The following is a 14,207-nucleotide window of genomic DNA, read 5'->3' on the forward strand; positions in this document are numbered from 1 at the left end:
AAATCGCTTTAGAAAAAGCAGGACCTGCCGGGAAGGCACCAACGAGGATCGTCCGCACCTTCCAAACTGCTATTCGGCTGGTCCTGTATATTCTACATATTCCAGTCTTGGATTCGGTTTGAAACGACGGCCTTCCTTGGCTTCCGCTTCGCCATCAATGATGACGTTATCCCCCGTAAATCCGATTCCTATCTTCAAGAGGCTTCCACCTACTCCATACATATCAACAGGAACTTTTTTCTCTTCAAACGCGCGGATACGTTCCTTCGTGAACCCGCCGCTCACGACAATCTTCACATGACGGAATCCTTCCTGATCCAATGCCCGGCGTAAGGCAAAGATTAATTCAGGATTGACCCCTCTCGGATCAAATGTCCCCATCAGATGCTGATTTCTCAGGAAATATTTGTCCACGAGATTCCTTGACGTATCCAGGCGGACGCCTTTCAACTCGTCTCCGAATTCCCGGGCAACGCTAAGGGAATCTGTAATGACATCATTATTATAATCAACGAGAGCCATGAGCTGATCGTCCGGGAATTGTTCATGATAGGCTTTTGTAGCCGCGACTACATCACCTTTAAACATTTGGATCAGCGCGTGGGGCATCGTGCCCATTCCTTCTTTCCCCCACCATTCATTCATGGCGTGGGTGGCCTGGGCAGTCGATCCCCCGATGAATGCAGAATATCCGTCCCCGGACTGCTGCGTAAAGTGGTCATCCCGGTCTCCCATAAAAATAATCGGTTTTTGTTTGCCGGAGGATCTGGCCGCTTTTACGACATTGTAGACATTGGTGGCCACAGATGTACGCCGGGCCAGAATACCGTCAATGATCCCCTCCAGAAATCCGAAATATTGATAAGGGCCCGTGACTGTAAGAACAGTTTCATACGGACTGATCTTATCGCCATCTTTCAGGGAATGAATCTCCAATTCCTCCGGATGGTCCGCAAAGGTATGGATAAGGGCAATCACTTCATCCGTCCCGCATAAAACGGCATGATCCTTCTGGAAAAACTGCATCGTCACCTTATTATCAGGAAGGTGGCTTTTAACGATATCCCGGGTCTTCAAAAAATAGACGGCAGAGAACCAGCCTTCAGCAACGCGTTCATCAAACTTGAATGTCTTGTTGGTCAGTCGGCTGATCTCCCCATTTAATTTAAGTGCAATTTCCTTCATGGCTTAACTCCTTAAACATATAGGTCGTAATTGGTCGAATTTTTATTCATAGTCCATCATATAAAATTGAGACCTGTTTCACAAGCCTTTCGACCAATCTCCAAGATTTTAGTCCATTATTTCTTCGATCTGCTGTCTGGTCAGAAGGACATCCCTCGGTTTGCTTCCCTTCTGTTCAGAAATAATCCCATAGTCCTCCATCTGGTCAATGAGGCGGGCGGCTCTATTGTACCCGACTTTGAAGCGGCGCTGGATCAAAGAGGCACTGGCTCCGTTCTGAGCAAGGACGAAATCAACCGCTTCATCAAACAGCTCATCCGTCTCTTCTTCGGTCGATACCTGCTTGATTAATTCATCCTGATGGAACAGATACTGCGGAGGAGCCATTTTCTTCACAAAGCTCGTGACCCGTTCAATTTCGTCATCTGATACGAATGCTCCCTGAATCCGGACAGGCTGACCTGAACCATTTTCAACGAAAAGCATGTCCCCTTTTCCTAACAGCTTCTCGGCACCTGACGAGTCGATGATGGTACGGGAATCCACCTGGGAAGATACACTGAAGGCGATCCTCGTTGGAATATTCGCTTTGATAAGGCCTGTAATGACATCTACAGACGGACGCTGAGTAGCAAGCAGCAGGTGAATGCCACAGGCACGAGCCTTTTGAGCAATCCGGCAGATGGCATCTTCGACATCCTGCGGAGAAACCATCATTAGGTCGGCAAGCTCATCAATAACGATTACGAGATAAGGAAGCTTCTCAGAAGCACGTCCCTGTTTGATCATCTTATCGTTGAAACGCTCCACATCCCTGACGCCTTCGGCTACGAACTTTTCATACCGCTCTTCCATTTCTTTTACGGCCCACTTCAGAGCTGTCGTGGCCGCTTTTACATCAGTAATGACTGGTGCGACTAAATGAGGGAGGTCATTGTAAGGCGCCAGTTCCACCATCTTAGGATCAATCAGCAGGAACTTCACATCATCATAGTGTGCTTTGTATAACAAGCTGACAAGAATGGTGTTGATACACACACTTTTCCCTGAACCTGTAGCCCCTGCAATCAACCCGTGCGGCATCTTTTTCAGGTTGGTCACAATCGACTCCCCACCGATATCAAGGCCGAGTCCGACAGAAAGCGGGGACTGTTCTTGAGAAAAGGCTTCATCCTCAAAAATCTCCTGCAGTCCCACCATCTGTGGCTGTTTGTTGGGAACTTCAATTCCGACGGCCTGCTTTCCTGGAATCGGAGCTTCTATACGTATATCTTTTGCAGCCATGCTCAGTTTTATATCATCCGCGAGGTTGGTGATTTTGCTTACTTTCACTCCCGGCTCCGGCTGAACTTCGAAACGTGTGACAGAAGGCCCCTTCATTGCATTGATAACATTCGCCCGGACATGGAAATGACGCAGGGTTGTTTCGAGCAGTTCCATCTGTCCGGTAATCCAGCTGTCATCATCTGTGGATGGACGGACAGGATCCTCGAGTAGATGCAGCGGTGTCTGATATTCACTCCGTACATATTCAGGAGGTCTTTTTCCTGCTTCTTCTTCCTGTTCAGGTGCTGGTTTCTCCACCTGAGTTTCCTTCGTTTGGACAGTTTCAGGCTTGGGTTCTTCCTGTTTAGGAGCTTCCGTCTTCTGATGATCTCTTGACCGCTTATCCCGAGGCGTCATAAGCACATTAAATGGCACGCTTCTTCTGGAAGAGGATTTTCGTGTTTCCTCTTGGTCTTCCCGGGATCCTGACGGTTTTTCCCCAAGCGGTTGGGGCTCCATGTCTTCTTCCGTTCCCCTCTCCTGTTCATCCAATTCAGACACAGCCTCATGTCCTGTGCCGGCATCTGGAAGTTCTTCGGTTCCCTCTGCCCTATCTCCGGCTTCGTTCTCAGCCGTGTGAGTTTCCATATCTTGGAATTCTGGTTGATTTACCTCAGTCCGCTCGGTTTCCGTCTCGACCTCGAGCTCTGCTGTTTCTTCCTCTGCCCTATATTCTTCCGGGTCAGGAAGCTCTCCAACACTGTCTGGAGCGGCTTCTTCTTCCTCTTCATTGATCAACGGTCGTTCTGCCGCCTCAGAAACGTCCTCAGCCGTGTGAGCTTCCGACTCCTCGAATTCAGCTTGATTTACCTCAGTCCGCTCGGTTTCCATCTCAACTTCGAGCTCTGCTGTTTCTTCCTCTGCCCTATATTCTTCCGGGTCAGGAAGCTCTCCAACACTGTCTGGAGCGGCTTCTTCTTCCTCTTCATTGATCAACGGCCGCTCTGCCGCCTCAGAAGTATCATCTTCAAACGGGGCATCTTGAGTTTCTTCATTCTCCGGCTTCTCTTCTTCTGTATAAACCTCTCCATTACCATATGCATTGGTTTTGTCTATGGTTGGAGCATCCTGGTCGAAGATATCCTGCAGACGGTACCTGTATGTTTCTTCTTCAGGCGCTTCTGAATGGACTTCCTGATCTGAACCGGTTTCCACAGAGCTGTCTCCCGTCCCCGGATTCAATGCATGCATTTCCAAATCTACTGTGGATGTGTCTTCGTGTTCGTGGGACTCTGTGTCTGCCGGCGTCTCTTCGGTATGTTCGTCGCGCATGGAATCATTTTTGAGCTTCGACAGCTCTTCATTTCTATTTGGAAGCTCCTCCTGGACAGGCACTTCCATTTCCAGCGACGCCGCACCTTCCTGACGGCTTTCCCGTTCCGGCTCACTCTCGGATGGAGTCACAGCATCCGGCTGTTTCCTGCCAACCTGGACGCGCTCTCTCAATTTTTCCCGTAAATCCTGCCACTTTTTCTCTTCATAGGAACCTGTATAAAATTCCGGCTTGGAATTTTCCTCGACTGTATACTCCAGGTTCTGCAGCCCTTTCGTCATCTGCCTGGTCTGATAGCCAAAGATAGGGGAGGGAACATCACTTGGAGTAAAAGGAATGGACGTCGTTTCAAGTGTCTCTTTCAATTCCTCTTCCGGTTCCGGCTGTTTTCTCTGCCTGCGCTGTGGTCGTTTTTCTACTTCCGGCTCTTCTTCCTGAACATGACGTCTGCGCTCAGATCTTGCGCGTGACACATGTTCTCTGCGTTCCTGATCCTGATCTGGAATGACAGGGAAACGGAATTCTCCCTGCTTCGGGTATCGATAGGTCATTTTTGTTTTTGCGTTGACATCTTTCTTTTCTTCTTTATGTACGGCAGCTTCTTCAGCATGGTTTTCTTCCTGTTCAAACAAGCGTTTCATTTTATCTTTTAAGTCTTTCCACATTAAGTTCACACTCTTTTCCAATTTAAATCATAATGCTGATTCCCTTATATTTTAACAGGTTTACAGCAGGGTTTGGTTTACAATCGCTTTAAAAATGACTTTTGAATCAAAAAAAGCAAAGCAGACCAGCTGCTTTGCTTTTAGACAGAGTTATTCCATTTCAAACGTCTGCCCTGTTTCATATTGGTCATCCAATACAAGAATACCCTTCTCCTCAGGTGCATCCGGCAGATTGAGTTCCTTGGCAGAGCAGATCATTCCTGAAGATGGAACACCTCTAAGCTTCGCGTCCTTAATCTTCATTCCACCTGGCATGACAGCTCCTACTTTCGCTACAACCACCTTCTGTCCTGCATCCACATTCGGTGCACCACAGACGATTTGAAGAATTTCATCTCCAACGTCCACCTGACACACGCTTAATTTATCCGCATTTTCATGAGGGGCTTTTTCTTTTACGTACCCTACGACAAACTTAGGGCTGAGGTCGAAATCAAGGACATCATTCAATTCATTCTGCGTAAAAAGATCCTTGATAGGAGCCAGCACGTCTTCCGTTAAACGGATTTTGCCCTGTCCTTCAATATTGAAATACTTGGAGGCATGGAAGATGTTGTACCCAAGCAGGGATCCATCTCTTTTATCAGTGATTTTTACGACATCACCATAGGATTCCTGTTTGATTTCGTCCCGGCTGCCTTCCTTCACGGGAATAAGTAAAACGTCTCCAATTCCTTGCTTGTTGTAAAATACGTGCATGATCTACTCTTCCTTTCGGTCCTTTTTCGGTTTTTTCTGAGCCAGAATGAATATCGGCTCCAATTGTTTATCTTCATAAAGAAAGCTCAAAGAAGTTACGGGGACCGTTCCTTCAGCAAAGAACTTCATAGCCATCTGAGCTAATATATCATAGCCTTCTGGATTTTGAACATCCGCAAAAATGATAACATCCTGGTGCGGAATGCTGATGGCAAGCTCTCCTTTGGCTTCTGCCTTGAGCTGTTCAAGCAGGGCTTCATTCAGAATCCTGCTTGCATCATACCCGTCACCGGCGGAATGAAAATAAAAATCATTGCCATAGACCGTATCTTTTTTCAGATTGGTTTTCAGAGACCGGACGTTGAAACCTGAAATTTCCCGGATCCTGTCAAGATCCCACTTTTCTTTTTTCAGCATATCCTCATCAATCAGCTGATAGGACTTCCCAAGATCAATGGCATAATAAATACGGGTTTCAGCCGTATGATCTGTATAAACGAGCTTTTTCCCCTGCTCTGTCTCTGTTGGGAAAGAAGCCGCACGAATAACAGGAAAGATATACTGTTCCTTTCCTGTCAGTTGGTGATCTTCCTCCATCACACGCAGGGCTTCTGTTACATGGTCTTCCAGCTCATCAAGAGCCTCTTCCCCACGCGCTTGGTATTTAGATATGACATTGGGGAGGGTGATTGTGATCCCTTTTCCAGACTCTGCCCATTCAATTCTGAATGTGTCCTTATCTCGGTTAAAGGTAGCTTTCCACTCGTCCCGGGCCAGCCGCTCCTCTAATTTCTTCTTCATTTTAATACTCGTCATTTTCATTGGTTTTTCCTCCTTTTACATGGGAAGAAAGAAGATCATGTCGTTGATTTCTTTTCGATTTGCATACTCTTCCATTATACACACATCTTTGTAGTAAAAAAAGCAGACAGGCTGCGCCATCTGCACAGCCTGTCTGTAGGTTAACCGGAAACGTTCGTTAGGAAAGCTTCGATTTCTTCTTTTGTCTTACGATCTTTACTGACAAACCGTCCGGCTTCTCCGCCTTCGCGGAAAGCAAGAAAGCTCGGAATTCCAAAAATGTCATTCTCGGCGCAGACGTGGATAAATTGATCACGGTCTACATAAACAAATGTCCATTGGGAATATTTTTCTTCCAGCTCAGGAAGGAAGGGCTCGATCACCCGGCAGTCCGGGCACCAGTCCGCCGAAAAGAGCAGGATGACCGATTCATTTTCTATCAATTCTTTTAATTGCTGATCCGATTCTAATGTAATCATAAGGACACCTCCACCGCTATTCTAGCACAGGATCACTCATATTCAATTCTCATGTCTCCAGGCTCAATCCACCCTTTTCTGGAAAACCAATAATAGAAGCCATAGCTGATGACCGCAGGCCCTATAAAATGGAGGAAAAGGATGATCAGACCCACTTCAAGCGAAAGTCCCATCGTCTCAAATGTCATAATCTGACCAACAAATCCACTTGTACCCATGCCGGCTCCGGCTGCATTGTTTTCCATCGACAGCCACATCGTCGCCAATGGAGCCAGCAGCGCCCCGGCCAGCGTCGGCGGAAGGATGATCAACGGTTTTTTCACGACATTGGCTACCTGGAGCATGGATGTGCCGATCCCCTGGGCGACGGCGCCTCCAAATCCATTATCTTTATAACTTGTCACCGCAAACCCAATCATCTGGGCTGCACAGCCGACAGTAGCCGCTCCGGCAGCTGCCCCTTCCAAAGACAGCATAAGAGCGATTGCCAGACTCGAGATCGGAGCGGTTAAGGCCAGCCCCATGAGAACGGCAACAAGGACACCCATCAACAGTGGCTGCTGTTGAGTGGACCAATTGATGATTTCACCCATTCCGGTCATAAATGCTCCAATCGGCGCTCCAATGATCACACCAACGAAGTACCCTGCCAAAATCGTAGAAAAAGGAGTAAGGATAATATCAAGTTTCGTTTCCTTACTGACAACCTTTCCAAATTCCGTTGCAAACAAGGCAGCAATATAACTGCCGGCCGGGCCGCCGAGATCCGCTCCGTAAGCCCCGCTGAATAAGGCAGCAAAGATGACCAGCGGCGGTGCTTTCAACCCGTAGGCTACAGCCGCCCCGATGGCTCCTCCCCATATCTTTGCATCCATAGCGAAGGTTCCCATATCAATAAGAGAAGCTGAAAACATCCCCAAATCCAGCTGTTCACCAATCGTTTTCATAATCAGCCCGATAATTAATGAAGAAAAAAGTCCAAGAGCCATATAACTCAGAGCCGTTATGAAATAGGCATGAACCGAAATGTACACACCTTTTTTATTTAAGAACTTTTTCATTCCATGACCTCCTGTCTTACCGAAAGAAATTATACACCTATACACAACACGTGTAAAGACATTTCACTTGCATTCCGACAAGGTCTTTTGACCCATTCCTAAAAGCCTGGATTTTATTGTGTTCCTAATCGATTAGTCTTATAATAAATCCATAACTACATAAATTTCAGAAAATTCACAGGGAGGGTCCTTATGAAAACGATTCGCGCACGTGTAAGATTCATCCTTATCTCCTCACTCTGCTCCCTGCTGCTTCTTGTAGGCGTATCGACGTATTTATTTATGGAACAGTCGAAGCAGGCCGAAGAGAGACAAATGGTTCAGCAGGCCGTAACAGACAGTGAATCCATCCAAGCTCTCATGAACGAGGTGAAACTGGAACAGCAGCAGTTTTTCAATGAGCCATCCAAAGACCAGGGCGCAGCTGTGGAGACAGCCGTCACTGAAGTGAAGGAAGCAGCTCTTAGCTACAGAGAAACCTACAGCAGCTACCCATCCATTGAGGAAGGATTTCAGTCGATTTACGAAAGCTCCGAACAGTACATAGAAGAACTCGGACCGTTGGTAAATATGTTTAAGCTGATCGGCTTTTCCGATTCAGAAGGACTGCGTAAGCAGATCCAGGAAGCCTCTGCACAGTTCAGTGAGCTGATCAGCCAATCCGGAAGTCCAGCGCTGGAAAATGATCTGTTGGTAATGAAAATGGAGGAGCAGGCTTATTTAAACAATCCGGAGGAAGAACAGCTTGATGATTTTAAGGAGAGCTCCTCGTCCTTAAAAGAGTCCGCTGAAAGTTTAAACCTTCCGGAAGAAGAAAACGCTGCACTAAGCAGAAGCCTGCTGAAGTATGAGCAGGGCTTAAACACCATCGATAATACTTACGGACAGGCAGGAAACATACGCACCTCGTTCGAGGAAATTGCTTCACAGGTTTCCACCCAGGTGGATCAGGTGATGCATGCAGCCGGTGAAATGAACGAACGCATGGCTGCTGATCAGGAACAACAGCAGGTCTGGTTTACAGCAGGCCTTACAGCCTTAGGGGCGTTGATGCTTATCATTCTCTTCTTCACAGGTTTTCTGCTGATCCGCTCCATCAGTAAATCCATCCAGCAGCTGAAAACAGGAGCCTCCATTATCGGAGATGGACATTTAAGTCACCGAATCCAGCTTGAAACGAAAGATGAAATGGGCGAACTGGCGGATCAATTCAATGAGATGGCCGGGAAGATGGAAAAGTCCGTCAGAAAAGTGCTTCAAGCCTCCGGGGTGATGAACGACACATCGGAGCAGATGGCTCTAGTATCTTCGCAAACTTCCATACAGGCCTCAGAAGTTCATGCAGCCATCGGAGAGGTGGCCGTTGGTTCCCAGGAGCAGGCTCAGCAGATTGATGAAACCAATCACTTCATTCACGATGTATCAGCGGCCATTCAACAGACAAAGACAGCAGCAGCAGACATCGCAGGGAAGCTTGATCAAGCGAAAGAAGCTGGAGATGAAGGCCTTCGGAGGATGACAGGCTTAAAAGAAACGTCCGACGATTTTATCCGTTTGTCTAATTTAATGACGCAGGAAGTGAAAGCTGCGGCCGAACAGTCCAAAGAAGTCCATCATGTCGTAACAACGATCGAAGATCTTGCCGACAGCACGAACCTTTTAGCCTTGAATGCGGCTATTGAATCTGCCCGTGCCGGAGAATCCGGACGTGGCTTTGCTGTTGTGGCTGATGAAGTGAAGAAACTTGCTGAACGGTCCAAAACAGAAGCGCGGAGCATCCAAAGCATGATTGAGCATATGACCGTCCAGATGGATAAGCTGACCAATGAAGCCGACCAATTCCAACAGTACCGGGCTGCACAGGAATCCTCCGTCAAACAGACAGAAGAAGCCTTTAAAACGATCGCTTCCCACGTCACGTATATAAATGAGCAGACGGGTAAAGTAACGGATGCGGTCAACGAAGTCGAAACAGCCAATGAAGAGGTCAAGACCCGCCTGCACAATATCAGTGTCATTTCAGAGGAAGCAGCGGCAGCATCCGAAGAAGTAGCGGCATCCAGTGAAAATCAATTGTCTGCCATCGAGCAGGTGACACGTTCGGCTTCAGATGTTAAAAAACTGTCCAGCGAACTTGAAGAAGAAGGAGGCCAATTCATTCTTCAACAGCCCATGGATGATGACGAAGGTCCGGTTGAAAAAGAAACTCCATTGAATGAGGGTGTTCTTACAATAGAAGATCAAAAATGGAATATACCGAAAAAACGAAGCTCCTGAAAGAGCTTCAACTGGACTTGAATCACCATCTCTCTCATACTGAAAAAGAATAGAATATTGGGAGGGAGAATTATGCAGCTTACTGTATACTTAGCAGGACAGATTCACGATGATTGGCGCAGGGAAATCAAATCCAAAGCAGATGAAAAACAGCTGCCGGTAACTTTTGTCAGCCCTCAGGAAAATCATGCACTCTCCGATGATATTGGGGAAAAAATACTCGGGGAGCAGCCCGGGCAGGTGGAAAGAGATGATGCCGCCTCTTCCATTAACAATTTCCGTACGAAGATATTATTGAACAAGTCGGATGCGGCCATCGCCTATTTCGGGGAATCCTATAAACAGTGGAACACAGCGATGGATGCCGGAGCTGCGATTCAGGCAGGCAAACCACTTATCCTGATCCGCCCGGAGTCCCTCGTTCATCCATTGAAGGAGCTCTCCAATCAGGCTGATGTAACAGTAGAAACCATCGAACAAGCCGTTGAAGTCCTTGCTTATCTTTATGAGTAAAGGCAGCTGCAGCCGTTTCCGATAAAAACCGAATCCAAATGCAGAAAATGGACGGGGGCATCCCCCGTCCATTTATTGTTGATCAAATTCCCACTGCCCCTTTAGTAGCTGGACAACGTGGGTGAACATATCTTCTCGATGAATCAGACCATTCGTAAATATGCCGATAGCCCCTTCGTTACTCCGGACATCGTGCTTATCTGCGTATTCGTCCATGACATCGCCTAATTCTTTTCCTTTTTCAAGGCCTGCCTTCACCTCATCCGGCAGTCGAATCCTGGCTCCACTTGCACTATAGACGTTTTCCTTCTCATCTACAAGGGCGCCCCAGTTGCAAAGGTAAAGATCATCTTCAATTTCCATGACCCCGCCTTCCAGACCAATGCCCATTTTCGATTTATGGTGCGACGCACATTCGCGTGCTCTGTTAATGGCACCTTCCAACGTCTCTTCATCAGAAAAGGGCTGTGCTGCCACTTTTGATTCAACTTCCATCCCCACGACTTCGGCTTCCGGAAATACCCGCTTCACCGAATCAACTTTCGTAGGGTTCTTTGATCCTACATAAATCTTCAACATAACAGGCACCTTTCTCCTTCTCCCTTATATTCTTTCAAGGTCCTTGAATTCTTTAGTTCCTATCATTCTAGCATAAAGTCACACCCGCTGACATCAGCACGTGTGACTTTTTGGTGATCTATACGTTCCGGCGGATTTCATCGACAGTGGATTGATCCGTCGCTTTGACAAGCTTCACGAGAAGCTCTTTAGCTGCCGCGTAATCATCTACATGAATAATGGAAGAGGATGTGTGAATGTATCGGGAGCTGATTCCAACAACGGCAGATGGAACGCCATCGTTCGCCATATGCACCCGTCCTGCATCTGTTCCACCTTGCGATACAAAATACTGGTAAGGAATATCATGGGTTTCAGCTGTATCCAGAATAAATTCACGCATGCCTCGGTGTGTGACCATGGAACGATCGAGTATACGGAGAAGTGCCCCCTTACCCAGCTGACCGAATTCTTTTTTATCCCCGCTCATATCGTTGGCTGGTGAGGCATCCATCGCATAAAAAATATCCGGCTGGATCATGTTGGCAGCTACCTGAGCCCCGCGCAGTCCGACTTCTTCCTGGACAGTCGCTCCGGAATAGAGCACATTCGGAAGCTTTTCTCCCTGCAGTTCTTTCAGTAGTTCAATGGAAAGACCGCAGCCATAACGGTTGTCCCAGGCTTTCGCTAGAATTTTCTTTTCATTGGCCATCGGTGTGAACGGGCAGATCGGCACAATCGGCTGCCCGGGCTTGATCCCGATTTCCCTGGCATCTTCTTTATGATCCGCTCCAATATCAATCAGCATATTTTTGATTTCCATCGGTTTTTTCCGTTGTTCCGGTGTCAGATTGTGAGGGGGAATGGATCCAATGACACCTACGACAGGGCCGCGATCGGTCACTACCTGCACCCGCTGGGCTAAAAGAACCTGATTCCACCAGCCTCCCAGCGGCTGAAAGCGGATCATACCGTTTTCAGTGACTTGAGTAACCATGAAGCCTACTTCATCCATATGACCCGCGGCCATAACCGTCGGCCCCTTCCCTTTCTTCACTCCAAACACACCGCCAAGGCGATCCTGAACGATTTCATCCGAATATCTCCCTAACTCTTCTTTCATGAATTGGCGTACCAGATGTTCGTTTCCAGGTGCACCAGGCAGTTCCGTCAACGTCTTGAAAAGTTCCTGGGTTTCTTGATTCATATGTACATCTCCTTTATTTCCATCTGTTTCTATTTTAACGGAATTGTGAAAACGTTTCTACAAATCCGCCGTTCAAATGAGTTTTGATTTTCTTTTAACGGGAATATTTAGTATACTGGACACTAGAAACTAGTTGTGAGGTGATTGGTTAATGAACTGGAAAAAAGTCGCGATAGCCGCAGGTGTAGGAGCACTCGCCGGTTATATTGTAAAAGAACAAATCAACAGCAGTCAGAATGTCACTCCTGAAAAGGCACTGAAAATTGCAAAGGAAGCCTTCAAGAAACAGGGGCCGATCAGCGGCTCATGGATTTACATGAAGCCGGAAGAACTGAATAAAAACGGCATCAATTATGATGTTTATCGAGGCGGCATCTCCAAGAACCAGGACGGGGAAACCTCTCAATTCGAATTTTATATCGATACAGACACAGGCACCATCGTGGATGTAGCGGAAACAACGGCCTGATTTATAAAAATACCCTCTTCCAGAGAGGGTATTTTTTTATGTGTAATGATGCTTTTTCTGATCCACCTGATCGATGATTTTTCCGTCCTGGTCAAATTTCAACGCACGATATACAGCATCATGGTAAAACGTATACCAGGCTTCTTTATCATACCCAAATTCCATCCATTTTTTCTTTTCGTGTACAGAAGTCACCGGATAATCATCATAAGCGAGAGCCCACAGCACATTTTGGTGAGCATGGGTCGGCATCAAATCAGCCATGTGGATCCATACATGCTCCCCTTCCTCATAAACAAGAACAGAATGGCCGTCACTATGGCCGCTTGTGTGAATCATCCGCAGGCCGGGCACAACCTCCAGGCTGTCTTCAAAGGTCCGCACCTGATGTGCCACGGGTTTCCAGTTATCCTCCCAGTATGTATTAATTGAGCGCATATTCGGCTCCCGCATTTCGTCCCATTCCGTCCGGCTCGTATAAATGACAGCTTCAGGAAAGGCGGATACCAGCTCTTCTCCCTCCCAGCGGGTTAAACCGCAGGCGTGATCGAAATGAAGATGGGTCATCAGGACATAATCAATATCCTCACGGGTCAGATTTAATGTCTGAAGTCCTTGATCTATTTTGGATTCTTCAAGCACTCCGAAATTACGCATCTGTTTTTCATTCATTTTTCCATTCCCAATCCCGGAATCAATGAGAATATGTTTCCCTCCCACATGCACATAGATAGGATCCGTCCGAAGTTCAATTTGATTCTTGTCGTTCACAGGATATTTCTTGCTCCATAGCGCTCTGGGAACAACTCCGAACATAGCCCCGCCATCCAAATGGGTTACCCCGCCATCCAGCCAGGTCAACTCTGCTTGACCGATCGTCAGCTTTTCCATCACTATCACCCCTTCTATAAAGATAGCTCTAGTTTATCATAATAACTAGAGCCTTTGAAAACGCTATCAGGTTGTGAATCTTGCTGTACAACGGTAGATGGGTTGTCCTTTTGCGGAGAATTTCTCTTCATATTCCGTCGGGACATTCAGTGGATCCTCATCTGCATGGAGATCGACGGATACATCCTCAAGAATCATGCCGTATTCAGAAAAACTGACCAGCGAATATTCGAATAATCCTTTATTATCCGTTTTTAACGTGACTCTCCCCTCTTCTTTAAGAACCGCCTCATATTGGGAGAGGAACGTATGGAATGTCAGCCTCCTTTTTTCATGCTTCGTTTTCGGCCACGGATCGGAAAAGTTCAAATAAATATGGTCCACTTCATTATTTTCAAAAAGATCGGTCAAATCTTTTGCATTTTCATTGACCATCCTTACATTTCCAGTCTCCGCGTCTTTCACTTTTTTCACCGCACCGACAATCACACTCTTTACGAATTCAATGCCGATGAAATTGACTTCCGGGTGCTGGACACCCATGCCGGCGATAAACTGGCCTTTTCCTGACCCAATCTCTAAATGAAGGGGTTGATCAGGGTGGGAAAACAACTGCTTCCAGCTTCCCTTTTGTGCAAATGGAGCCTGGACGACAATCTGATCTTCTTCCCTTAGAAAATCGTCCGCCCAAGGTTTATTTCTTAAACGCATGTATGGAATTCCTCCTTCTTATCGATAAAATG

13 protein-coding genes are annotated in these 14,207 nt (G+C 46.9%); 3 read left to right on the forward strand and 10 right to left on the reverse strand.

Annotation, left to right across the window (positions count from 1 at the left end):
- Positions 1 to 69: 69 nt before the first annotated feature.
- The 6 genes from ACXAD6_RS13070 to ACXAD6_RS13095 all read right to left on the reverse strand — a co-directional run bounded on the left by ACXAD6_RS13070 (position 70) and on the right by ACXAD6_RS13095 (position 7,549).
- The gene (locus ACXAD6_RS13070; RefSeq protein WP_474969225.1) at positions 70 to 1,185 is read right to left on the reverse strand and encodes a nicotinate phosphoribosyltransferase; all 1,116 of its coding nucleotides are present in this window, start codon (positions 1,183 to 1,185) and stop codon (positions 70 to 72) included.
- Between the two features lie 108 nt (positions 1,186 to 1,293).
- Complete coding sequence (locus ACXAD6_RS13075) at positions 1,294 to 4,458, reverse strand: DNA translocase FtsK (protein WP_474969226.1); 3,165 nt, start codon at positions 4,456 to 4,458, stop codon at positions 1,294 to 1,296.
- Between the two features lie 141 nt (positions 4,459 to 4,599).
- Positions 4,600 to 5,208 (reverse strand): YtpR family tRNA-binding protein, encoded by a 609-nt coding sequence (gene ytpR, locus ACXAD6_RS13080; protein WP_474969227.1) that lies wholly within the window; start codon positions 5,206 to 5,208, stop codon positions 4,600 to 4,602.
- A 3-nt stretch (positions 5,209 to 5,211) separates the two neighbouring features.
- The gene (locus ACXAD6_RS13085; protein WP_474969228.1) at positions 5,212 to 6,030 is read right to left on the reverse strand and encodes a DUF1444 domain-containing protein; all 819 of its coding nucleotides are present in this window, start codon (positions 6,028 to 6,030) and stop codon (positions 5,212 to 5,214) included.
- A gap of 140 nt (positions 6,031 to 6,170) precedes the next feature.
- The gene (locus ACXAD6_RS13090; protein ID WP_474969229.1) at positions 6,171 to 6,488 is read right to left on the reverse strand and encodes a thioredoxin family protein; all 318 of its coding nucleotides are present in this window, start codon (positions 6,486 to 6,488) and stop codon (positions 6,171 to 6,173) included.
- A gap of 32 nt (positions 6,489 to 6,520) precedes the next feature.
- Positions 6,521 to 7,549: a PTS sugar transporter subunit IIC gene (locus ACXAD6_RS13095; RefSeq protein WP_474969230.1), complete on the reverse strand. Its 1,029-nt coding sequence runs from the start codon at positions 7,547 to 7,549 to the stop codon at positions 6,521 to 6,523.
- A 192-nt stretch (positions 7,550 to 7,741) separates the two neighbouring features.
- Here ACXAD6_RS13095 and ACXAD6_RS13100 point away from each other — a divergent pair, with 192 nt between their 5' ends.
- On the forward strand, positions 7,742 to 9,826 hold the full coding sequence (locus tag ACXAD6_RS13100; RefSeq protein ID WP_474969231.1) for a methyl-accepting chemotaxis protein: 2,085 nt from the start codon (positions 7,742 to 7,744) through the stop codon (positions 9,824 to 9,826).
- A 72-nt stretch (positions 9,827 to 9,898) separates the two neighbouring features.
- Positions 9,899 to 10,339 carry a YtoQ family protein gene (locus tag ACXAD6_RS13105; RefSeq protein ID WP_474969232.1) on the forward strand — a complete coding sequence of 147 codons (441 nt, stop codon included), beginning with the start codon at positions 9,899 to 9,901 and terminating at the stop codon, positions 10,337 to 10,339.
- A 72-nt stretch (positions 10,340 to 10,411) separates the two neighbouring features.
- Here the strand turns inward: ACXAD6_RS13105 and ACXAD6_RS13110 are convergent, their stop codons facing one another.
- Together ACXAD6_RS13110 and ACXAD6_RS13115 are read right to left on the reverse strand one after the other, a co-directional pair.
- Positions 10,412 to 10,915: a DUF84 family protein gene (locus ACXAD6_RS13110; RefSeq protein ID WP_474970427.1), complete on the reverse strand. Its 504-nt coding sequence runs from the start codon at positions 10,913 to 10,915 to the stop codon at positions 10,412 to 10,414.
- 121 nt (positions 10,916 to 11,036) lie between these two features.
- Positions 11,037 to 12,104, reverse strand: a complete 1,068-nt coding sequence (locus ACXAD6_RS13115) for a M42 family metallopeptidase (RefSeq protein ID WP_474969233.1) — start codon at positions 12,102 to 12,104, stop codon at positions 11,037 to 11,039.
- 151 nt (positions 12,105 to 12,255) lie between these two features.
- Here ACXAD6_RS13115 and ACXAD6_RS13120 point away from each other — a divergent pair, with 151 nt between their 5' ends.
- Positions 12,256 to 12,573 carry a PepSY domain-containing protein gene (locus tag ACXAD6_RS13120; RefSeq protein WP_474969234.1) on the forward strand — a complete coding sequence of 106 codons (318 nt, stop codon included), beginning with the start codon at positions 12,256 to 12,258 and terminating at the stop codon, positions 12,571 to 12,573.
- A 36-nt stretch (positions 12,574 to 12,609) separates the two neighbouring features.
- Here ACXAD6_RS13120 and ACXAD6_RS13125 read toward each other — a convergent pair whose 3' ends face one another.
- Both ACXAD6_RS13125 and trmB read right to left on the reverse strand, forming a co-directional pair.
- Complete coding sequence (locus ACXAD6_RS13125) at positions 12,610 to 13,464, reverse strand: YtnP family quorum-quenching lactonase (protein ID WP_474969235.1); 855 nt, start codon at positions 13,462 to 13,464, stop codon at positions 12,610 to 12,612.
- Positions 13,465 to 13,530: 66 nt separating this feature from the next.
- Positions 13,531 to 14,175, reverse strand: a complete 645-nt coding sequence (gene trmB / locus ACXAD6_RS13130; RefSeq protein ID WP_474969236.1) for a tRNA (guanosine(46)-N7)-methyltransferase TrmB — start codon at positions 14,173 to 14,175, stop codon at positions 13,531 to 13,533.
- Between the last annotated feature and the right edge of the window lie 32 nt (positions 14,176 to 14,207).

The sequence above is a fragment of the Halobacillus sp. ABH2_015 genome (assembly GCF_056158945.1).

Excerpts from the sequence above, each read along its gene's own strand:
- ACXAD6_RS13070 (WP_474969225.1), bottom strand. The coding sequence starts at position 1,185 with ATGAAGGAAATTGCACTTAAATTAAATGGGGAGATCAGCCGACTGACC.
- ytpR (WP_474969227.1), bottom strand. The coding sequence starts at position 5,208 with ATGCACGTATTTTACAACAAGCAAGGAATTGGAGACGTTTTACTTATT.
- ACXAD6_RS13085 (WP_474969228.1), bottom strand. The coding sequence starts at position 6,030 with ATGAAAATGACGAGTATTAAAATGAAGAAGAAATTAGAGGAGCGGCTG.
- ACXAD6_RS13090 (WP_474969229.1), bottom strand. The coding sequence starts at position 6,488 with ATGATTACATTAGAATCGGATCAGCAATTAAAAGAATTGATAGAAAAT.
- ACXAD6_RS13095 (WP_474969230.1), bottom strand. The coding sequence starts at position 7,549 with ATGAAAAAGTTCTTAAATAAAAAAGGTGTGTACATTTCGGTTCATGCC.
- ACXAD6_RS13100 (WP_474969231.1), top strand. The coding sequence starts at position 7,742 with ATGAAAACGATTCGCGCACGTGTAAGATTCATCCTTATCTCCTCACTC.
- ACXAD6_RS13105 (WP_474969232.1), top strand. The coding sequence starts at position 9,899 with ATGCAGCTTACTGTATACTTAGCAGGACAGATTCACGATGATTGGCGC.
- ACXAD6_RS13115 (WP_474969233.1), bottom strand. The coding sequence starts at position 12,104 with ATGAATCAAGAAACCCAGGAACTTTTCAAGACGTTGACGGAACTGCCT.
- ACXAD6_RS13120 (WP_474969234.1), top strand. The coding sequence starts at position 12,256 with ATGAACTGGAAAAAAGTCGCGATAGCCGCAGGTGTAGGAGCACTCGCC.
- ACXAD6_RS13125 (WP_474969235.1), bottom strand. The coding sequence starts at position 13,464 with ATGGAAAAGCTGACGATCGGTCAAGCAGAGTTGACCTGGCTGGATGGC.
- trmB (WP_474969236.1), bottom strand. The coding sequence starts at position 14,175 with ATGCGTTTAAGAAATAAACCTTGGGCGGACGATTTTCTAAGGGAAGAA.